We start from the raw sequence: 20236 nt of genomic DNA, 5'->3' as shown, positions 1-20236 counted from the left end.
CGCGTTCGGGCCGTGCCCCGCGTTCGGGCCGTGCCCCGCGTTCGGGCCGTGCCTGCATTCGGGCCGTGCCTGCGTTCGGCCCGTGTCCGTTGCGGGCGGGCACGGCCCGGCGGAGGCGTCAGGCTCGGGAGGCCTCGTCCAGGAGGGCGAGTTCCTCCTGCGTCAGGGGCAGCTCGGCGGCGGCCAGCAGCGGCTGGAGCTGCGCGACGTTGCGGGCGCTGGCGATCGGGGCGGCGACCGTCGGCTGGGCGGCGAGCCAGGCCAGCGCCACCGTGGCCGGGGCCACCTCCTGCTCGGCCGCCACCTTGAGCAGCGCCTCCAGCGCCCGGCGCCCGTGCTCCTTCTGCAGGTATTCGGCCGCCATCCCGGCCCGCGGGCTGTCGATCGTCACCCCGGGCGCGTACTTGCCGGTCAGGAAGCCGCGCGCCAGCCCGAAGTACGGCGTGCTGGACAGCCCCTCCCGGGCCACCACGTCCCGCAGCTCGCCCTCGTAGCCGCGTTCGACCAGGTTGTACTGCTGCTGCAGCGCCACGTACCGGGTCAGCCCCTCGTCACTGGAGGTCTTGAGGGCCTCGGCCAGCCGGTCCGCGCCGTAGTTGGACGCGCCGACGTACCGGACCTTGCCCTCGCGGACCAGCGCGTCGAACGTCGCCAGCGACTCCACCAGCGGCGTGTCGTGGTCGTCCACGTGTGCCCAGTAGAGGTCGATGTAGTCGGTACGCAGCCGGCGCAGCGAGTCCTCGATCGCCGTCCGGATCGTCGCCGGGGCCAGCCCGGTCAGGCCCTCCAGCATACCGACCTTGGTGGCGAGCACGAGCGAGTCGCGGTTGCGGCGCACGTGCATCCACTCGCCGATGATCATTTCTGACGTGGACTCGCCGGTCACCCAGTACGGGTAGACGTCGGCGGTGTCGATGAAGTTGCCGCCGCCCTCCACGTACGCGTCCAGGACGGCGAAAGAGGCCTCCTTGTCGGCGGTCCAGCCGAAGACATTCGTACCGAGCGATATCGGAAAAACGGACAGCTCCGTGGTGCCTATCGATCTCATTCCGCCATTATCCGCACCTCCCTTGAACAGGCCCGATGGCACCCCCTCGAACGGCGGCGGGTGGGCACGGGGCTCTCGCTTCCACGGGATGGCGAGGCGGTCGCGGGTGACGCTATGGTGCGAGCTGTGGTGATCGGTGACGCGCGTACGCGCATCCTGGACGCGGCCGAAGAGCTGTTCGCGGGCGGCGGCTACGAGGCCACCCCGACCGCGGTCATCGCCCGGCTCGCGAAAGTGCCCAAAGGGCTGATCTTCCACTACTTCCCGCGCAAGATCGACGTCCTGGTGGCCCTGGTCGACGAGCGCACGCTGGTCGAGGAGGGGCGAGAGGTCGACGCCGTGCCGGGCGATCCGGCGCGTACCCTGTCCAAGCTCGCCCGCGGCCTGCCGCTGCGGGCCTCACCGGCGATGCGGCGCATCCTGTTCAGGGAGGCCGACACGCACGGCTCGGTCAAGGAACGGCTCGGGCGGCTGAACGGCGAGCTGATCAGGCGCGCCAGGTTCGCGCTGGAGCTGGCGTTGCCCGGGGCGCGCGGCGACGCGGCCAGGCTGGAGGTGGCGGCGGCCACGTTCGCCGCCGTCCTGCTCTACCAGGAAAATCTCTGCCAGCTAACGGGCCACCAGATCGATCCCGACGCCGTCGCGGAACTCATCGCCCACTCGCTCGTCTAACAACTCGTCCAGCGCCGTGCGCAGATGGGCGAGCAGGCCCCACACGTCGTCCATCCGCTCGGGGCAGGCCACGATGCCGAAGTCGAGCATGCCGTCGTAGGAGAAGCAGGTGATGTTGAGGCCGCCGCTCACGTCGGTCAGCACGGACAGCGGGTAGTACGACAGCACCCGCCCGCCGCACAGGTACAGCGGGAACTGCGGGCCCGGCACGTTGCTGATGATGAGGTTGATGGGCGGGAACGCCCGGCTCGCCAGCCGGAAGATCGCCGGGGTGGCCAGGCTGGTGATCGGGGCGGGCAGCACCGAGCACAGCTCGCTCAGCCAGGTCGCCGGGGCCAGGGCGAAACGCCGCTTGGCCCGGCCCATGACGGAGCCGACGGCCCGCAGGCGCTCCCTGGGGTCGGGGACGTTCGTGGGCATGGGGGCGACCATCGCGGAGATCTGGTTGCCGACCAGGTCCTTGGCGCCGGCCGTACGGACAGCCACGGGGACGGCGACGATCAGCGGCGTCTCCGGCAGCGCGTCGCGCTCGCGCAGCCACGACCGCAGGGCCGAGGCGCACAGGCTCATGACGACGTCGTTGACGCTCATGCCGTGGGCCTTGGCGACGTTCTTGACGTCCTTGAGCGACAGTGAGCCGAACGACAGGTGGCGCCGGGCGCTGATCGGGCCGTTGAACGGGGTGCGGGGGACGGCGAGGCTGGGCAGCTCGGGGCGCTCGTGCCGGTCGCCGGCGACCAGCCGCGCGGCCTTGGCGATCAGTTTCGCGCCCGGGATGCCCGCCGCCAGCGGGATGGCGTCGAGGTCCTCGGCCGCCCTGACGACCGACTGGACGGCCCGCACGGGGTGGGTCGCCGTCCGCATGGCCGCCCCGGCCAGCATCGCGGCCAGCCCGGGGACGCCCTCCGGGGCGCCGGAGCCGTTCGCCACGCGGGAGCCGTTCGCCACGCGGGAGCCGTTCGTGACGTGGGAGCCGTTCGCGACCGGGGAGCCCTTCGTGACCCGGGAGCCTTTCGTGACGGCGACGGGGACGGGGACGGGGGTGGAGGCAGAGGCGGGGACGGAGGCGGGGACGGAGGCGGGGGCGGTCGTCGGGCGGGGGCCGGAGCGGCGGAGGCGGTCGGCGCTCGCGGTCGGGATGTCGCGCCTCTTGAGGTGGCCGTCCGGGGTGAGGTCGAGCAGGGTGGCGAGCGTTTCCGCGCCCGAGACGCCGTCGATGGCGGCGTGGTGGACCTTGGTGTAGACGGCCACCCGGCCGTCCGTCAGCCCGTTGATCAGGTGCATCTCCCAGAGCGGGTGCGCCCGGTCCAGCCGCCGCGCGTGGATCTCCGCCACCGCGTCCGCGAGCTGCCAGTCGTCCCCAGGAGCGGGCAGCGTCAGCTCGAACAGGTGGTTGCCGAGGTCGAAGTCGGGGTCCTCCGCCCAGTACGGATGGTCCAGCCCGAGCGGCACCGCGGCGAGCCGGAGGCTGAGCGCGGGCGACAGGTGCAGGCGTTCGAGGAGGAGCTCCGCCAGCGCGGCCCTGTTGACCGCGCCGTCGGCCGGGTCGAGGATCGCCAGCCCGGCCACGTGGGCGGCGGTGGTCGCGGTCTCGACATTGAGGAACTGGGCGTCGAGTGCGGTCAGCTGGCGCATCTGCTCTCCTTTTCCCATGATCTGTGCAGCATTGCACGACGGGATTTCTGGAAGGTTTCCGCGCGAGTCTTTCAGATGAATTCAGGTGCGCCGTACCAGCTTTTAGCGAATGTCCAGCTCAGCCTCGGTCGGTGACAATTACCTATCCAATGACCACGTCGACGGGATGCCGCACGACCGCGTCGAAGTGGTACCCGAACGGATGACGCGGCGTGACGAGGGGCTGGGTGGTCCCGGTCTCGTCGGTGGCGCGCGCCATGAGCACGTGCGCGCCCGTGCGCTGGGGGGCCCATGAAATGTGCCATGGCAGCCAGGCGCTGACCAGGTGCTGTCCGTGGTGCTCGGCCGTCCGCCAGCTCAGTCCGGAGTCGAAGCTGACCTCGACCCGGACGATCCTGCCGCTGCCCGACCATGACCGTCCGCGCACGATGTGCGGGCCGGAGCGGGGCAGGCGCGCATTCCAGGCGAGTTCGAACGCGCTCTTCACCGGCTGTGTCGTGACGTCCGGGTAAAAGACCGTGTTCCACGGCGTGAAGAGCTCTTTCGTTGAAACTTCTATTTCGCCGAGCCATTTGATCGACGCTATTCCCACCCATCCCGGCACCACCAGCCGCACCGGAAATCCGTGGTCCGGCGGCAGGCGCTCGCCGTTCATTTCATAGGCGACCAGGACGTCGTCCATGGCCTTGTCGATCGGCAGCGGCCGGCGTACGTGCCCGTACCCCTCGAACGGCGCGTCCAGCCCCGTGGGCAGCACGTCCACCGCGCCCGGCAGCACCCCGGCCTGCTTGAGCAGGTACCTCAGCGGCACCCCGCGCCACCGCGCGACGCCGATCGCCCCGAGCCCCCACTGCGTGCCGGGTGCGGCGTCGTGCTGCTGCGTGCCGTAGAAGCGCCGCCCGTTGCCGGCGCACTCGATCGCCACGTCGAGCGTGCGGGACGGCATGGCCCGCAGCTCGTCGTAGCCGAACTCACGCGGACATCGAACGCCCGCCCCGTGCACCAGGAGCCGCCAGGTGGTGACGTCGATGATCGGGGTGGCGGTGTGGTTGCGCACGAAGAAGCGGTCGTTCGGGGTGTGGTACCCCTGCCCGGACATGGCTTCCCACCGCATCTCCGCGCTCGCGCCGTGCACCCTGAACAGTTGGTCGGGCAGCGGCTTCACGATCGTCGCCAGTGCTTGCTTCATGGACACCGCCTCCGTAAGAGCTATTTCCTACCTGTAAACCATTTAATCCCTTCGTGCTGTCCTGTGGCGTCCCTCGTTGCCGAATTCTGTCCGACCACTACGGGAACGTTCCATCCCCCCACCCCGCCTCTTACCCCACCCGCCGCCCCCACAACGACCTCCTGGATCGTTCCACCAGCACCCACCCCATGCCCGCCCCCTCACGCGCCCGCCCGCCCATCGGGGGAGGCGGCGACGTGCGAGCGGCGGCGCTGCAGGGCGGACCACCAACCGCGCTGGCCACCCGCATCCGGCGTCCCGCGTCCGGTCGGCTCGCTGGGGGCGGAAGCGGCGAGGTGCGAGCGCCGGTGTTGGAAGCCAGACCGCTAACCGCGCTGGCCACCGGAGTCCGCTGCCTCGCCGTCCACTGCCCCGCCGTCCGCTGCCTCGCCGTCCGCTGCCTCGCCGTCCACTGCCCCGCCGTCCACTGCCCCGCCGTCCACTGCCCCGCCGTCCACTGCCCCGCCGTCCACCGCCCGGCGTCCACCGCCCTGCACCCGGCCCCTCGCGTCCACCGTCCCCGCCTCCGGCGCCCCCGCGTCTGGTCGGCTCGCTGGGGGCGGAGGTGGCGATGTGTGAGAGGTGGGGGCGGTCGGTGGGGCGGCGGTTGTGGTCTTTGGGCGGCGAGTCGTGACTCCGTCGTCGGCTGGATTCGGCTCGGCTGGGTTGGGCGCGGTATCGCCTGGGCCGGGACCCCGAGTCGGTGGCCTTGGTTTTGGAGGGGCGCGCGGGCGGCAGGCGGGCGGTCCGGTCTACTTGGCGGGGCAGAGGACGCTCTTCGCCGCCTGGTTGATGGCTCGGCCGATGGCGGCCGGGTCCTGGGTGTGCGTCGTGGTGGAGGTCGCGAACTGGATGCGGCCGTCAGGGGAGCTGAAGGTGACGGAGGTGAAGCTGGTGGTGCCGCCCGCGATCACCCGCAACTCCGGCTCGCCTCCGCACAGGGGCGGCTGGGAAGGGGTGTTCTCCGGCGGGTCGGTGAGGCGCTTCTGCAGGGGCGGCGGGAGGAGTTTGCCCTGGTGGAAGGCGCGGTAGAAGGTGCTGATGTCGTGCGAGGTGGAGATCACGCCGCCGGAGCCGTTCCCGTAGCTGGCGTTGAGGCGGTCCATGTCGTGCACCTTGCCTTGGTCGTCGGTGCTGTAGCCGTGCCCGTGCGGGCCCTTGATGCTCTGCGGCGGCTTGACCGCCAGGTACGTACGGCTCATCCCGAGCGGACCGAAGAGCCGGCGGCCGAACTCGGAGGCCAGCGAGCGGCCGGTCACCTTCTCGATGATCATGCCGAGCAGCGTGTAGTTGGTGTTGGAGTACGAGAACTTCTCGCCCGGCTGCCCGGTACGCGGCTGGCTGCGCGACTTCTTCACCAGGTCGATCGGCGGGTAATAGGTGGTGAAGTCGTATATGTCGACCAGATCGGGAGTGAACCAGTTCGGGATGCCGGACGTGTGCCGGATCAGCTGCCGTACCGTGATCTCGTCGGCCCGCTCCACGATGTCCTGGCTCGCCATCTCCGGCAGGAGATCGCTCAGCTTGTCCTCCAGCCCCAGCCGGCCCTCCTTGACCAGCTGGAGCACCACCGTCCCGGTCAGCAGCTTGGTCTGCGACCCGATCCGGTAGCGGGAGCCGACGGGGATGCGTCCGCCCTTGCCGTCGAGCAGCCGCGACCCCGCCGAGCCCTGGCCGACGCGCTTCCCGTCCACGTACACCTCCCCGATCGTCCCCACCACCCCGCTGGTCCGGGCGAGTGCGTCCAGGGCCTGCTGCACGTCGGCCATCTCCGGGGCGTCGGCGGTCGCGGGCGTGGCGGCGGCCAACGTCAGCATCGCGCAGGCCAGGCCGGCGAGGCGTGCCGTAATGGCATGGTTCATGGTGATGGATCCCTTCGTGAGGTGCGGGATCCTTTGTAGGGCGGCAGGTGTTTCCTGACCGTTTCCGCCGGGGAAGGTGAGGGGTCGTGACCGGTACGTGGTGGTGGGACCTGGTGATCGGTCTGGTGGTCGCGTTGGCGGTGTCGTGGCTGGCGCTGGTGGTCGCGCTGGCCGTGGTCCGTCCGCGGGGCGGGCTGCTGCGCGAGTCTCTGCGGCTCTTGCCGGACATGTTGCGGCTCGTACGGCGGCTGGCCGCCGACCGGACCCTGCCGCGCGGCGTACGGATCCGGCTCGGCCTGCTGCTGGTCTACCTGGCCTTCCCGCTGGACCTCATCCCTGACTTCATCCCCGTGCTCGGGTACGCCGACGACGCCATCATCGTGGCCGCCGTCCTGCGGTCGGTCGTCCGGCGGGCCGGGATGGCGGCGGTGGAGCGGCATTGGCCGGGCAGCGCGGACGGGTTCGCCGCACTGGTCCGGCTCACCGGCCTGAGCGGCGGCCCCGGCTAGAGGTATTGACGACAAGGTCCGTCCCAAGCCTCCCCACGCCGCAACGCCGCCCACTGGGCGATGCCGTCCCGTGCCGAAGGTCGGCCGTGCCGCAACGCCGTTCGCGCTGCAACGCCGGCCGGGTCGCGACCTCGGGTGGGCTGCGACGCCGTCCGCGCCGGAAATCGCCCGCGCCGTAATCCGTCCCGCGCCGGAAACTCGGCCGTGCCGTGATGCCGACCGTGCCGCGACGCCACCCACGCCGTCCGCGCCGGAAAGTCGCCCACGCCACGATCCTCCCGCGCCCGTAACGCCCGCCCGCGCTCGGCCGATCGGCTGGTGGCGGTGGCGGTGGCGGTGGCGGTGGCGGTGGCGGTGGCGGTGGCGGTGGCGGTGGCGGTGGCGGTGGCGGTTAGCGGGCGAGGAATTTCAGGAGGCGGTCCAGGGGCCAGGTGTTGATGATGTCGTCCGTGGTCAGCCAGGCCCGCTGCGCGAGCCCCACCCCGAACCGCTGGTTGCCCAGGTGCGGGATCGCGTGCGAGTCGCTGTCGATCGAGAACTTCACCCCGTGGTGCTTGGCCAGTCGCACCAGGTCGGACGGCAGATCGGACCGGTCGGGGAAGGAGTCGATCTCCATGGCGGTCCCGGTACGGGCGGCCACCCGGAAGATCGCGTCCCAGTCGGCGTCCACGGGCGGGCGCTTGCCGATCTTGCGGGTCGTCGGGTGCCCGATGATGTCCACGTACGGGTTTTCGCAGGCGGCGATGAACCGCCGGGTCATCTCGTCGCGTGACATCCCGAAATGCGAGTGCACCGAGGCCACGCACACGTCGAACCCGGCCAGCACCTCCCCGGGCCAGTCGACCGAGCCGTCGGGGGCGATATTGAGCTCCGTGCCGTGCAGGATCCGCATGTCGGGATATTTCCGTTGGAGCTCGGCCACCTGCCCCCGCTGCTCCAGCGCCTTGTCCAGCGTCATCCGCTGCATCGCCAGGTCGGGGGCGTGGTCGGTGACCGCGTAGTAGGCGTAGCCGCGGGCGTGCCCGGCCGCCACCATGTCCTCCAGCGAGGCGATGCCGTCGGTCAGGTCGGTGTGGGTGTGCAGGTCGCCCTTCAGGTCGGCGAGCTCCACCAGCTCCGGCAGCTCGCCCCGCAGGGCGGCCTTGACCTCGCCGCCGTCCTCGCGCATGGGCGGCGGCACGTACTGCATGCCGAGCGCGGCGTAGATGTCCTCCTCCGAGGCGGCGGCGATCACCCGCTCGCCCTCGAACAGCCCGTACTCCGACAGCTTCCAGCCCTTCTTCACCGCCATCTCCCGGATGGCGACGTTGTGCTCCTTGGAGCCCGTGAAGTACTGCATCGCCGCGCCCCACGACTCGGCGGGCACCACGCGCAGGTCGACCTGGATGCCGGACGTCGTGCGGATCGAGGTCTTCTTGTCGCCCGCCGCGATGACCTCGGCGACGTAGGGCTGGGCGCGGAAGGCGGTCATGATGGACTCGGGCGCGACCGCCAGGATGTCGATGTCGCCGATGGTGTCCTTCATTCGCCGCAGCGAGCCCGCGTACGCGATGCGCTCGGCCTCCAGCGAGGCCATCACCTGCTCGGCCAGCGACATGGCGACCCCGACGTGGACGCGGCGGCCGGACTGCTCGAGCTGCTCGATGCCCTTGAGCAGGTTTGCCAGCGTCTTGGGGCCGAGGCCCTTGACGCCGTCGAGGCGGCCGGAGGTGATCGCCTCGCGCAGGGCCACCGTGGAGTCGATGCCGTAGTCCTCGAAGAGCATGATCGCCGTCTTGGGCCCCAGCGTCGGCACCCGCGTCAGCGCGCGCACGCCCTCGGGCACCCGGCCGCGCAGGTCGTCGAGCTGCCGGAAGCTCCCGCGCTGCAGGAACTCCTCCATCTTCTTGGCGATCGCCTCACCCACCCCGGGGACGCCGCGCACGTCGACCACCGAGATGTCCTCGGGGAACCCCGCGATGGCCTTGGCCGCCTTCTGGTAGCTCCGCACCCGGAAGGCGTCGCCGCCGCAGAGCGCGAACAGCTCCGCGTACTCCTGCAGCGCCGACGCCGCCTCCTCATTTGCCCGCATGGCACAACCCTAAAGGTCGGCCCCGACAATCCAGGACCGTCAGAAGCGCACCTCACGGGGACGGTACGGCTCGCCGAGCGAGGCCAGCTCGGCCTCCGAGAGCGACACCGACACGGCCGCCACCGCGTCGTCCACGTGCCGGTCCTTCGTGGCCCCCACGATGGGCGCGGTCACGGCCGGCTGGTGGAGCAGCCAGGCCAGCGCCACCTGGGCGGCCGGCAGTCCGCGCTCGGCGGCGACGTGCGCCACCCGGTCGAGGATCGTCTTGTCGTTCTCCGGGTCGTACAGGAAGTCGATGCGTCCGTCCGACCCGGTCCGCGTGGTCGTCGCGGACGAGCCGGCCCTGGCCAGCACGCCGCGCGCCAGCGGGCTCCACGGGATCACGCCCACGCCCTGGTCGGCGCAGAGCGGCAGCATCTCCCGCTCCTCCTCCCGGTAGAGGAGGTTGTAGTGGTTCTGCATCGAGACGAACTTCGTCCAGCCGTTCTTCTCGGCCACGTGCTGCGCCTTGGAGAACTGCCAGGCCCACATGCTCGACGCGCCGATGTAGCGGGCCTTGCCCGCCTTGACCACGTCGTGCAGCGCCTCCATGGTCTCCTCGATGGGCGTCTCGTCGTCCCACCGGTGGATCTGGTACAGGTCCACGTAGTCGGTGCCGAGCCGCTGGAGCGAGGCGTCGACGGCCGCGTGGATGTGCTTGCGCGACAACCCCTGGTCGTTGGCGCCCCTGCCCATGGGGAAGTAGACCTTGGTGGCCAGCACGTAGTCCTCGCGGCGGCCGAAGATCGCGCGAAGCGCCTCGCCGGTCACGGTCTCGCTCGCGCCCTGGCTGTAGACGTCCGCCGTGTCGAAGAAGGTCACGCCCGCGTCTGCGGCCCTGCGGATGATCGGCTCGGCCTCGTCGAGCGCCAGGGCCCACTCCTGCCTGGCGGGGTCGCCGTAGCTCATCATGCCCAGGCAGATCTTCGAGACCTTCAAACCGGTGTTGCCAAGTCGGGTGTATTCCATACGCCCACCCTAGGGTGGGCTTTGCGGTGGTTCGTCGCCCCCTGGGAGGGAACGGATGGGTCTGGTTAACCGGCGGCCCGACGGGAAGTCATGGGTGTCCAAAAGCGGCAACGGCCTTTACAGAGGCCGGCCCGATCGGGTCGATTAGGGAGAAGCGAGGCAACGGCGGGCGGGGCTCTCGCGACACGGCCGGATCCGGATACCGGGGGTGAGGTGGAGGGCGCACACCGTGCACTTCTGTCGTGGGCACGTTCCAAACTGAAGAACCCCGGCTGGCTGGGCGGCCTCGGGCTGGCGGCGGTGCTGGTCGGCGTGACGGTGCCGGTCCAGGTCGGGCTGCTGCGGTCAGGGGTGGGGATCGCGGGCGGGGTGACGCTGTTCGTCCTGCTGACGCTGCACGTCAGGTTCGTCATGGAGACCCCGGTACGGCGGGCCGGCTCGTGGTGGATCGTGGCCGTGCAGGCGTGGCTGACGTACCTGCCGCTGACGGTGTTCGGCGCGGCGTGGACCCCCGTGTGCGCCCTGCTGTCGGGCGCGCTGCTGGTGATGGCGGGCCGGATCCGCTCGATCGTGCTGCTGGCGCTGGCCCTGGCCTGCGGCCCGGTGATGCTGGCCGCGCCGGAGCACGCGATGATCGAGCCGGCCTGGGCGCTCGCCGTCCCGGTGCTCGGCGTCGTCGAGTACGCGCTGGTGACCCTGGGCAGGCAGGTCACGCGGCTGACGGAGGCGCGTACCGAGGTCATGCGCAAGGCCGTCGCCCTGGAGCGCCGCCGCTTCACCCGTGACCTGCACGACCTGGTCGGCCACCGCCTCACCGTCCTGGTGCTGAAGGCGCAGCTCCTGGAGCGGCTCGTGGCCGAGGGCGACAAGCGGGCGCTGCAGGAGTCGTCCGAGACGCTGGAGCTGCTGCGCACCCTGTCCACCGACGTCCGGGCCGTCGCCCACGGCCTGCGCAGCTCCTCCCTGGCGGCGGAGCTGGGCTCGGCCCGCTCGCTCCTGGAGTCGGTACGGGTCCGCTGCCAGATCAAGATGTCCTGCCCCGACCTTCCCGGCGACGTGGAGGAGGCGCTCACGCACGCCCTGCGCGAAGGCGTGACGAACGTCCTCAGGCACGCCGAGGCCCGGCAGTGCTCGATCCAGCTCCTCGAACGCGACCACCTCGTCCGCCTGACGATCAGGAACGACGGCGTGCGCCCGCCGAGCCGCCCGGGCGACGCGGGACACGGCCTGCTCAACCTGGCCGAACGCGTCTCCGGCCTCGGCGGCTGGCTCGAGGCCACCTCCTCCCGGACCGGGCAGTTCACCTTCAGCGCGTACGTCCCACGAAAGAAATAGCCAATTGTGAAAAATACACAAATGCAATTTCAATAACCATATTTCGGTGTTGTTACGTGTAACTAGACCGAATCCCGCCCCGGGCGGCAATCTCTAAGGGACATCGCCTTGGAGGTCGGCGCCAGATGGACAAGTACGAGCTGTACTGCCTGGTGGATCCGCGTTTCTACGACTCGCTCGAACACGGCACGGCCGAAGACGCCGACTTTCCCATTCTGCGTGAACCCCTGCCCGACGGTTGGTCCACCGCCCTGACCGACACGTGGTGCTATTTCGCCCCCGACAACGAGCCGCCCCTGCCCGCCCAAGGCTGGAAGATCCACGTGTCCGCCCGCGTGGAGGACGCCGAGCAGGCCATCGCCGCCGTGTGGGACTACTGCCTCCCGCGCCGGATCGCGTTCAAGTTCCTGCGCGGCACCCCCGTCCTGGTCATGGTCAACTCCAAGGCGGCCTCCCGGGCCTCCAGCGGCAAGCTGATCACCGTCTACCCGAGGGACGAGGGCCAGCTGGAGCTCGTCCTGAAGGAGCTCGACGAGCTGCTGCGGGGCGTCCAGGGCCCGTACATCCTCAGCGACCTGCGCTACGGCGCCGGCCCCCTGTTCGTCAGGTACGGCGGGTTCGCCGAGCGGCACTGCCTGTCCGGCTCCGGCGAGCGCGTGCTGGCCGTCGAGGACGGCGACGGGCGGCTGGTGCCCGACGTGCGCGGCGCGACGTTCTCGGTGCCGCCGTGGACGACGCTGCCCGGGTTCCTGGAGCCGCATCTGGCCGCGCGCAACGCCGTGACGACGACCGGGCTGCCGTACCGGGTCGAGAGCGTGCTGCACTTCTCCAACGGCGGCGGCGTCTACCTCGCGCGGGACACGCATACGGAGGAGCGGGTCGTGCTCAAGGAGGCCCGGCCGCACGCCGGGCTCGACGCGGCCGGACGCGACGCCGTCACCCGCCTCCGCCACGAACGCGACATCCTGCGGCGCCTGGAGGGCCTGCCCGCCGCGCCCGCGCTGCGCGGCTACTTCACCCTGGGCGAGCACGAATTCCTCGTCCAGGAGTTCGTGGACGGGACGCCGCTGCAGCGCCGGCTCGTGCAGCGCTACCCGCTGACCCGCGCCGACCGCACCGGGCAGGACCTGGCCGACTACACCGCGTGGGCGGTCGAGACGCTGGAGAGCGTGGAGCGGGCCGTCGAGTCGCTGCACGAGCGCGGGGTCGTCTTCGGCGACCTGCACCCGGACAACATCCTGCTGACCCCCGAGGGCCGGGTGGCGCTGATCGACTACGAGGTCGCCACCCTCGTCACGGACGGGGCCCGCGCCGCGCTGGCCCACCCCGCCTTCATCGCGCCCCCCGACCGCCAGGGCGTGGACGTGGACCGCTACGCGCTGGCCTGCCTGCGGCTCGGCCTGTTCGCGCCGCAGTGCACGATCATGCTGCCGCTGCACCGGGCGAAGGCGGCCCAGCTGGGGGAGATCGTCAAGGAGACGTTCCCCGTGCCGGAGGCGACGGTGGACGCCGCCGTCGCGGCCATCGGCGGGCCCGTGTTCGGCCGCGTCGAGCCCGTGACCGTGCCGGAGACCTGGCCCGAGCTGCGGGAGGCGATGTGCCGGGCCATCGTGGCCGCCGCCACGCCCGCGCGCGACGACCGGCTCTTCCCCGGCGACGTGGCCCAGTTCCGGCCGGGCGGCGGGCTCAACCTGGCCTACGGCGCGGCCGGCGTGCTCTTCGCGCTCGACCGCGCCGGCCTCGGGCCGTTCCCCGAGTACGAGCGCTGGTTACGCGACCGGGCCCTGCGCCCCGTCCAGGGCTCCGGGCTCGGCCTGTACGACGGGCTGCACGGCATCGCGTACGTCCTCGGCCTGCTCGGGCACCACGAGCACGCGCACGAGCTGGTCGACGCCTGCCTGCGCGAGAAATGGGAGCGGCTGGAGTCGGCGCTGTTCTCCGGCCTGTCCGGCATCGGGCTGAACCTCCTCAACTTCGGCCGCACCGACCTCGCCCTGCGCGCCGTGGACATCTGCGCCGAGCGGCTCGCCGAACCCGTCGCCGAGCTCAGCGGCGGCACCCACCCGAGGGCCGGGCTCATGTACGGCTCGTCGGGGCCCGCGCTGCTGTTCCTGCACGCGTACGAGCACACCGGCGACCGGGCCCTGCTCGACCTGGCCGCGACCGCGCTCCGGCAGGACCTGCGGCGCTGCCGGCACGCCGCGGACGGCTCGCTCCAGGTGAACCAGGGCTGGCGGCTGCTGCCGTACCTGGACGAAGGGTCGGCCGGCATCGCCCTCGTGCTGGAGCGCTACCTCGGCCACCACCACGACGAGGAGCTCGCGACAGCGCTGGAGGAGCTGCGGCTGGCCGGGCACGCCGGCTTCTTCGTCCAGGCGGGGCTGTTCACCGGCCGCGCGGGCATGCTCGCGGCCCGCGCGGGCGACCCGCGGGAGCACGTCAAGGGCTTGAGATGGCACGCGCTGCCGTACGGCGGGGGACTGGCGTTCCCCGGCGACCAGCTGCTGCGCCTCTCCATGGATTTCGCGACCGGGACGGCGGGCGTGCTCTTCGCCCTCGGCACGGCCCTGGGCGACCAGCCTGGCCACCTGCCGTTCCTGGCGGCCGCTCCCGGGCGGCCCGCCCCCTACGAGTCCCGGAAGGAGGTGTAACGGATGGTACTTCTCGACCTGCAGGGTCTCGAGGCGCCCGCGGCCAGCGACGTCGCCAGTGGTGGCAGCACGCTGACGGTTCTCTCGTGTCACTCAGGCAAGCCCAGCAACCTCAGTGTCGCGCTCTGCCACTGATCCGCGATATCGGTCCCCGCGCCGTGCCACGGCGCGGGGACGCCGACTCCTAGGAGGCATCGGGTGCGAGCAGGAGACCGCGCTGGTGATCGGCTGGTGGTCGGCACGGTACGGCGCAGCGGCCCCTGGCCCGCCGTCCTGGCCGTCACGGCGCTCGTGGGCGCGGCCGGTGAGCTGGCGGTCCCGTACCTCGTCGGGCGCACCGTGGACGCCTTCGTCCTGCGCCGGCCGGACGGCTCGTCCTGGCTGGCGCTCTGTGCCTGCGCCGTCGCCGCCGTCGTGCTCTGCGAGAGCCTCGGCGTCTGGGCCCGCGGCGCCTGCGGCGCGTTCGCCGCGGCCAGGCTGCGGCTGGGGGTGCTGCGCCACGTGCTCGGCGCCGGACCGGCGGCCACCCGGCGTTTCCCGGAAGGCGAGCTGGTCACCCGGGCCGGGCTGAACGCCGAGGAGGCGGGCCGGGCCCCGGAGACGGTGACCGGCGCCCTCGCGCTGCTCGTGCCCACGGCAGGCGCGCTCGTCGCGCTCACGCTCATCGCGCCCGTCCTGACGCTGACGCTCGGGGTGGGCATCGTCGTCATCCTGCTCGTCCTGCGCGCCTTCCTCCGCGCGACGACGGCGATTTCGGGCGGATACCAGGAGGTGCAGGGGGAGATCGCCGCCCGGCTCGTGGACGCCATGGAGGGGGCGCGCACGATCGCCGCGGCGGGCACCGCCGCCCGGGAGGCGCGGCGCGTGCTGGAGCCGCTGCCCCGGCTGCGGGCCCACGGCATGTCGCTGTGGCGGGCCAACGCCGGGGCCGCGGTCCAGTCGGGGCTCGTGGTGTCGCTGCTGGAGGTCGCGGTGCTGATCGTCGGCGGGTTCATGCTCGCCTCCGGCCGGCTCACGGTCGGGGAGCTGTACGCCGCCGCCCGCTACGCCGTGCTCGGCGCGTCCCTGAGCACCGCCCTCGGCTACGTCGGCGGCCTGGCCCGGGCACGGGCAGCCGCCGGGCGGGTGGCCGAGATCTTCGAACTCGCCCCCGTCGCGCACGGCACGCGGACGCTCCCGCCCGGTCCGGGCACGGTCGAGTTCCGCGACGTGGCCGTGGACGGCCTGACCGTCGGCGACCTCACGCTGCCCGGGGGCTCGGTGACCGCCGTGGTCGGACGCTCCGGCGCGGGCAAGTCCCTGCTGGCCGCCCTGGCGGGCCGCCTGACCGACCCGGAGCGGGGCGCGGTCCTGCTCGACGGGGTCCCGCTGCGCGAGCTGTCGCGGGAGGAGCTGCGCAGGGCCATCGGGTACGCCTTCGAACGCCCGGTCCTGCTGGGCGAGACCGTCGCGGAGGCCATCACGGCGGCCGCCGGGCCCCCCGCCGTCGAGGCGGCGAAGGCGGCCTGCGCGGACGCGTTCGTACGGCGGCTGCCGCTCGGCTACGGCACGCCCCTGCGCGAGGCCCCGATGTCCGGTGGCGAGCGGCAGCGGATCGGCCTGGCCAGGGCGTTCGCGCAGGGGGAGCGGCTGCTGGTGCTCGACGACGCCACCTCCAGCCTCGACACCGTGACGGAGCGCGAGGTCGGCCGGGCGCTCACCACCGATCGGCGGGGCCGCACCCGCCTGATCGCGGCCCACCGGCTCGCCACGGCCGCCCGCGCCGACCAGGTCGTCTGGCTGGAGGGCGGGAAGGTACGCGCCCGGGGGCCGCACGACGTGCTGTGGCGGGACCCGGCCTACCGGGCCGTCTTCCAGGGAGCCCAGGGAGCCCAGGGAGGCGCGCCATGAAGAGCCCCTTGCGGACGGTGTTCTGGCGGGCGCTGTGGCGGGAGCCGCGGCGGCTGGCCGCGCTCGGGTTCTGGTCCGTGCTCGAGGCGGCGCCCGCGTTCCTCATCGGGTACGCCATCGCCCGGGCCATCGAGGACGGCTTCGCCAGGGCCGAACCCGCGACCGGGCTGGCGTGGCTGGCCGCGCTCGGCGCCGCGTGGCTGGTCGGGGCGGTGGCCGCGCGGCAGGTCGTGCTGGCCGTCGCGGCGGTGGCGGAGCCGTTCAGGGACGACCTCCTGACGCGCGTCGTCGAGGGGGCCCTGAGGGGTGCGAGCCGCGACAGCGCCGCGGTGGCCAGGGTGACGCTCCAGGTCGAGCTGGCCAGGGACGCCTTCGCGGCCGTCGTCACCACCGTCAGGGGGTTCGTGTTCACGGTGGCCGGCGTGGTGCTGGGCCTGGCGACGCTGGCCCCGCAGGCGCTCGCCCTCGTGCTGCCGCCGTTCGCCGCCGGGCTCGGGCTGTTCCTGGCCTCGCTGCCCGCCCTCGCACGCAGGCAGCGGGCGTTCCTGCTGGCCGACGAACGGCTGGCCGACGAGATGACGGCCACCGCGGGCGGGCTGCGCGACATCGAGGCGTGCGGCCTGCGCGAACCCGTGGCCGAGCGGCTGGACCGGCAGGTCCGCGCGCAGGCCGCCGCCGCCCGCGCGCTCGCCCGGGTGACCGCCGCCCGCACCGCGGCCCTGGCCGTGGGCGGCTGGCTGCCGGTCGTCCTCGTGCTGGCCGGCGCCCCGCGGCTGCTGGACGCCGGCCTCGGCCCCGGCGTCATCGCCGGCACGCTCGCGTACGTCACGCAGTCCCTGGCCCCCGCCCTCGGCGGCCTCGTGCAGGGCCTGGGCGTCAGCGGCATCCGGCTGGCCGCCACGCTCGGCCGCATCGCCGCCTCGGCCCCGCCCGCCGCGCCGCCCGCGGCCGGGATCCGCCCCAGCGCCTGCGACGTGCGCCTGTCGGCCGTCACCTTCGCGTACGGCCCGCACTCGGCCCCCGTCGTCGACCGCCTGGACCTCACCATCCCCGAGGGCGACCACCTCGCGGTCGTGGGGCCCAGCGGCGCCGGCAAGTCCACGCTCGCGGCCCTGGTCAGCGGCATGCTGCGGCCCGGCGCGGGCCAGGTGCTGGTCGGCGGCGTCCCCGCCCACCGGATCGACCCCGCCGCCCGCGTGCTGATCCCCCAGGAGGCGTACGTCTTCCGCGGCACCCTCATGGAGAACCTCACCGCCCTCGGCACGCCGGACGGCGAGGGAAGGCTGGAGGAGGCCGTCGCGGCCGTCGGCGCCCGCGAGCTGGTGGACGAGCTGGGCGGCTACGGGGCCCGGCTCGACCCGGCGGCGCTGTCGGCCGGGCAGCGCCAGCTCATCGCGCTCGTGCGCGCCTACCTCACCCCCGCCCCCCTGGTCATCCTCGACGAGGCCACCTGCCACCTCGACCCCGCCGCCGAGGCACGTGCGGAGAACGCGTTCGCGGGGCGCGGCGGCACGCTCGTCGTCGTCGCGCACCGCCTCACCTCCGCGCTGCGCGCCCGCCGCATCCTCCTCATGGACGGAACCCGCGTGACCATCGGCACCCACGACGAGCTGATCAGGACCTCTCCGCTGTACGCCGACCTGGCCGGCCACTGGCACCCGGAGCCCGTGTCATGAAATTTCTGGACAAGTATCCGCGCGCCGAGCGCCTCCCCGGCAGCTCGACACCGAGTGAGATCGACGACCCGTACCGGTGGCTCGAAGACCCCGACGACCCCCGCACCAAGACCTGGCTGGCCGAGCAGGACCGGCTATGGCGCGACAACGCCGCCCGCCTGCCCCAGCGCGAGCGCTTCCGCGCCCGGCTCACCGAACTCAGGGAGACGGGCCTGGTCACCCCGCCGGTCTGGCGCGGCGAGCGGAGCTTCCACCTGCGCCAGACCACCTCCCAGGAACACCCGGTCCTCCACTGCGGCGACCGCGTCGTCCTCGATCCCATGGACCTCGACCCCACGGGGCTCACGACGCTGGACGACTGGCAGCCCGACCTGGAGGGGCGCCTCCTGGCGTACCAGATCTCGCGCCGGGGCGACGAGAAGGCGGACCTGTACGTCAGGGACGTCGACACCGGAGCCGTCGTGGACGGGCCCATCGGCGGCTGCCGCTACTCCGCGGTCGCCTGGCTGCCGGGCGGCGCGGCCTTCTACTACGTACGCTTCCACGAGGGCGTCTACCTGCACAGGATCGGCGACGCGGCGGACGTCCCCGTTTTCACGCGCGGGCCGCTCCGGTACGGCGTGCAGCTCAGCGCCGACGGCCGCTGGCTGACGATCTCGGCCGGCGGCTCGCTCTGGCTCGCCGAGCCGGGCGGCCGGGGCGAGCCCCGCCCCGTACCCGACGCCCTGGCGGCCGCGGTGGCCTGCGACGGCCGCCTCTACCTGGTCACCGACCGGGACGCGCCGCGGCGCAGGCTCTGCGTGGCCGATCCGGCGGAGCCCGGCGCGTGGCGGGAGCTGATCCCCGAGGACCCCGAAGCGGTGCTGGGCGCGTTCACGGTGCTCGACGGCGACCGGCTGCTCGTCGCCCGGACCCGGCACGCGGTGGGGGAGATCGCCGTCCACCACGCCCGCACGGGGGAGCGGCTGGGCTCCGTGCCGCTGCCCGGCAGCGGCACGGTCGCCTCGCTGACCTCGCGCCCCGGCGGCGGCTGCGAGGCGTGGTTCGCCTACACCGACGCCGTCACGCCCTCCGAGGTCTGGCGCCACGACGTCCGCACCGGCGAGACCACCCTCTGGGCGGCCCCGCCGGGCCGCGTGAGCAGGCCCGCCGTGCGCAGCCACCACGTCGAGTACGCCTCGGCCGACGGCACCCGCGTCCGCATGGTCGTCGTGGCGGGCCCGTCGGCGGGCGGCCCCCGCCCCACCATCCTCACCGGGTACGGCGGCTTCGGCATCCCCCTGCGCCCCGGCTACGCCGCCGACTCCCTGGCCTGGGTCGAGGCGGGCGGCGTGCTGGCCGTCGCCAACCTCAGAGGCGGCGGCGAGGAGGGCGAGCAGTGGCACCGGGACGGCATGCTGGAGCGCAAGCAGAACGTCTTCGACGACTTCGCGGCCGCCGCCGGCAAGCTCATCGCCGACGGCTGGACGACCCCCGGGCAGCTCGGCATCTGGGGCGAGTCGAACGGCGGCCTGCTCGTCGGCGCGGCCCTCACCCAGCGGCCCGGCCTGTTCGCGGCGGCGGTGTGCTCGGCGGGCCTGCTCGACATGGCCCGCTACCACCTCAGCGGCCTCGGCCCCTCCTGGACCGGCGAGTACGGCGACCCCGACGACCCCGAACAGCTCGCCTGGCTGCTCGCCTACTCGCCCTACCACCACGTCAGGAAGGGGACGGACTACCCGGCGACGCTGTTCACGGTCTCGGAGGGGGACACGCGGGTCGATCCGATGCACGCGCGCAAGATGTGCGCCGCCCTGCAGTGGGCGGCCGGCGGGGACCGGCCGATCCTGCTCCGGCACGAGCCGGACGTGGGCCACGGCGCGCGGGCGGCCAGCAGGTCGGTCGCGCTGGCGGCGGACGCCCTCGCCTTCCTGGCCGCGCACACGGGCCTGAATGTCCTGGGCTCAGATCCAGCCTGACTCCCTGGCGATGCGGATGGCGTCGATCCTGCTGCGGGCGCCCAGCTTGGCCGTCGTCTTGGACAGGTAGTTGCGTACCGTGCCCTCCGACAGGAACAGCGACGCCGCGATCTCCCCGATCGACGCCCCGTCCGCCGCCGCCCCGATCACGTCCAGCTCGCGCGGCGTCAGCGGCGCCTCGGGCGGCCGCATGGCCGCGATGGCCAGCTCCGAGTCGATGACCCGCTCTCCCTCGGCCACCCGGCGGATCCCGTCCGCCAGCCGGTCCGGCGGCGCGTCCTTGGCCATGAAGCCCCGTACGTGCACGTCGAGCGCCTGCCTGAGCAGGCCCGGCGTGCCCACGCCGGTCAGGATGAGCACCCCGCACTCGGGCAGCTTCGCGTGCAGCTCGCCGGCGGCGGAGAGCCCGTCCTTGCCGGGTAACGCGATGTCGATCACGGCCACGTCCGGGCGGGAGGCCCTGGCCGCGGCCAGGATGCGATCTCCCCTGGAGACCTCGGCCACAACCTCGATGTCTTCCTCATAAGCCAGCAGCGCCACGAGCGCCCCGCGTACCAGGTTCATGTCCTCAGCGAGCAACGTTCGAATCACCATGCGTCCTTGCGGTCGGCCAGGCTTGCAACGTCTGCGGGCCCCCTTATCCTGACTTATTGACCTGAGTGTGAAAAGTCCTGCCGAATAACCGTCAGACCA

The 20236-nt window shown here is 72.7% G+C and carries 15 protein-coding genes; 8 read left to right on the top strand and 7 right to left on the bottom strand.

Translation table 11 applies throughout. The features are described from left to right. Nucleotides 1-118: 118 nt before the first annotated feature. Nucleotides 119-1048: an aldo/keto reductase gene (locus tag HD596_RS56035; RefSeq protein WP_185077528.1), complete on the bottom strand. Its 930-nt coding sequence runs from the start codon at nt 1046-1048 to the stop codon at nt 119-121. Nucleotides 1049-1174: 126 nt separating this feature from the next. Between HD596_RS56035 and HD596_RS56030 the strand changes: the two genes are divergently transcribed. Continuing rightward, nucleotides 1175-1720: a TetR/AcrR family transcriptional regulator gene (locus HD596_RS56030; RefSeq protein ID WP_313047253.1), complete on the top strand. Its 546-nt coding sequence runs from the start codon at nt 1175-1177 to the stop codon at nt 1718-1720. Here HD596_RS56030 and HD596_RS56025 read toward each other — a convergent pair. The 3 genes from HD596_RS56025 to HD596_RS56015 all read right to left on the bottom strand — a co-directional run bounded on the left by HD596_RS56025 (nt 1658) and on the right by HD596_RS56015 (nt 6445). Next, complete coding sequence (locus tag HD596_RS56025) at nt 1658-3355, bottom strand: wax ester/triacylglycerol synthase family O-acyltransferase (protein ID WP_185077526.1); 1698 nt, start codon at nt 3353-3355, stop codon at nt 1658-1660. The genes HD596_RS56030 and HD596_RS56025 overlap by 63 nt on opposite strands. Before the next feature lie 142 nt (nt 3356-3497). Further along, nucleotides 3498-4544: a sulfite oxidase gene (locus HD596_RS56020; protein ID WP_185077525.1), complete on the bottom strand. Its 1047-nt coding sequence runs from the start codon at nt 4542-4544 to the stop codon at nt 3498-3500. Nucleotides 4545-5335: 791 nt separating this feature from the next. After that, nucleotides 5336-6445, bottom strand: coding sequence for a serine hydrolase domain-containing protein (locus HD596_RS56015; RefSeq protein WP_185077524.1), 1110 nt, complete (start codon nt 6443-6445; stop codon nt 5336-5338). A gap of 86 nt (nt 6446-6531) precedes the next feature. On the opposite strand from HD596_RS56015, the gene HD596_RS56010 reads away from it, so the two are divergent. Further along, nucleotides 6532-6954, top strand: a complete 423-nt coding sequence (locus HD596_RS56010; RefSeq protein ID WP_185077523.1) for a YkvA family protein — start codon at nt 6532-6534, stop codon at nt 6952-6954. Nucleotides 6955-7345: 391 nt separating this feature from the next. On the opposite strand, the gene polX is transcribed toward HD596_RS56010, so the two are convergent. Further along, entirely contained in the window at nt 7346-9025 is a 1680-nt protein-coding gene (gene polX, locus HD596_RS56005; protein ID WP_185077522.1) for a DNA polymerase/3'-5' exonuclease PolX, read from the bottom strand. A gap of 39 nt (nt 9026-9064) precedes the next feature. Next, nucleotides 9065-10033, bottom strand: a complete 969-nt coding sequence (locus HD596_RS56000; RefSeq protein WP_185077521.1) for an aldo/keto reductase — start codon at nt 10031-10033, stop codon at nt 9065-9067. 213 nt (nt 10034-10246) lie between these two features. Between HD596_RS56000 and HD596_RS65405 the strand changes: the two genes are divergently transcribed. The 6 genes from HD596_RS65405 (at nt 10247) to HD596_RS55970 (ending at nt 19543) form a co-directional block, all read left to right on the top strand. Continuing rightward, nucleotides 10247-11368: a sensor histidine kinase gene (locus tag HD596_RS65405; RefSeq protein WP_185077520.1), complete on the top strand. Its 1122-nt coding sequence runs from the start codon at nt 10247-10249 to the stop codon at nt 11366-11368. Nucleotides 11369-11493: 125 nt separating this feature from the next. Continuing rightward, the gene (lanKC, locus tag HD596_RS55990; RefSeq protein WP_185077519.1) at nt 11494-14019 is read left to right on the top strand and encodes a class III lanthionine synthetase LanKC; all 2526 of its coding nucleotides are present in this window, start codon (nt 11494-11496) and stop codon (nt 14017-14019) included. A gap of 3 nt (nt 14020-14022) precedes the next feature. Then, the gene (locus tag HD596_RS55985) at nt 14023-14154 is read left to right on the top strand and encodes a SapB/AmfS family lanthipeptide (protein WP_103955008.1); all 132 of its coding nucleotides are present in this window, start codon (nt 14023-14025) and stop codon (nt 14152-14154) included. Nucleotides 14155-14217: 63 nt separating this feature from the next. Then, nucleotides 14218-15909: an ABC transporter ATP-binding protein gene (locus HD596_RS55980; RefSeq protein WP_185077518.1), complete on the top strand. Its 1692-nt coding sequence runs from the start codon at nt 14218-14220 to the stop codon at nt 15907-15909. After that, the gene (locus HD596_RS55975) at nt 15906-17585 is read left to right on the top strand and encodes an ATP-binding cassette domain-containing protein (RefSeq protein WP_185077517.1); all 1680 of its coding nucleotides are present in this window, start codon (nt 15906-15908) and stop codon (nt 17583-17585) included. Before HD596_RS55980 ends, HD596_RS55975 begins: the two co-directional genes overlap by 4 nt. Next, nucleotides 17582-19543 (top strand): prolyl oligopeptidase family serine peptidase, encoded by a 1962-nt coding sequence (locus HD596_RS55970; protein ID WP_185077516.1) that lies wholly within the window; start codon nt 17582-17584, stop codon nt 19541-19543. Before HD596_RS55975 ends, HD596_RS55970 begins: the two co-directional genes overlap by 4 nt. Here the strand turns inward: HD596_RS55970 and HD596_RS55965 are convergent. Continuing rightward, the gene (locus HD596_RS55965; RefSeq protein ID WP_185079358.1) at nt 19529-20134 is read right to left on the bottom strand and encodes a response regulator transcription factor; all 606 of its coding nucleotides are present in this window, start codon (nt 20132-20134) and stop codon (nt 19529-19531) included. The two genes, HD596_RS55970 and HD596_RS55965, sit on opposite strands and share 15 nt — an antisense overlap. Nucleotides 20135-20236 lie beyond the last annotated feature (102 nt).

Origin of the sequence: Nonomuraea jabiensis, assembly GCF_014204795.1 — a bacterium.
Taxonomy (GTDB): Bacteria; Actinomycetota; Actinomycetes; order Streptosporangiales; family Streptosporangiaceae; genus Nonomuraea; species Nonomuraea jabiensis.
Note: the sequence above shows the minus strand (reverse complement) of the source record. Positions and strands in the feature narration are given on the sequence as shown.

Bases quoted from the DNA above. Each gene is read 5' to 3' on its own strand.
- HD596_RS56035 (WP_185077528.1), bottom strand. From the start codon at position 1,048: ATGAGATCGATAGGCACCACGGAGCTGTCCGTTTTTCCGATATCGCTC.
- HD596_RS56025 (WP_185077526.1), bottom strand. From the start codon at position 3,355: ATGCGCCAGCTGACCGCACTCGACGCCCAGTTCCTCAATGTCGAGACC.
- HD596_RS56020 (WP_185077525.1), bottom strand. From the start codon at position 4,544: ATGAAGCAAGCACTGGCGACGATCGTGAAGCCGCTGCCCGACCAACTG.
- HD596_RS56015 (WP_185077524.1), bottom strand. From the start codon at position 6,445: ATGAACCATGCCATTACGGCACGCCTCGCCGGCCTGGCCTGCGCGATG.
- polX (WP_185077522.1), bottom strand. From the start codon at position 9,025: ATGCGGGCAAATGAGGAGGCGGCGTCGGCGCTGCAGGAGTACGCGGAG.
- HD596_RS56000 (WP_185077521.1), bottom strand. From the start codon at position 10,033: ATGGAATACACCCGACTTGGCAACACCGGTTTGAAGGTCTCGAAGATC.
- lanKC (WP_185077519.1), top strand. From the start codon at position 11,494: ATGGACAAGTACGAGCTGTACTGCCTGGTGGATCCGCGTTTCTACGAC.
- HD596_RS55985 (WP_103955008.1), top strand. From the start codon at position 14,023: ATGGTACTTCTCGACCTGCAGGGTCTCGAGGCGCCCGCGGCCAGCGAC.
- HD596_RS55975 (WP_185077517.1), top strand. From the start codon at position 15,906: ATGAAGAGCCCCTTGCGGACGGTGTTCTGGCGGGCGCTGTGGCGGGAG.
- HD596_RS55970 (WP_185077516.1), top strand. From the start codon at position 17,582: ATGAAATTTCTGGACAAGTATCCGCGCGCCGAGCGCCTCCCCGGCAGC.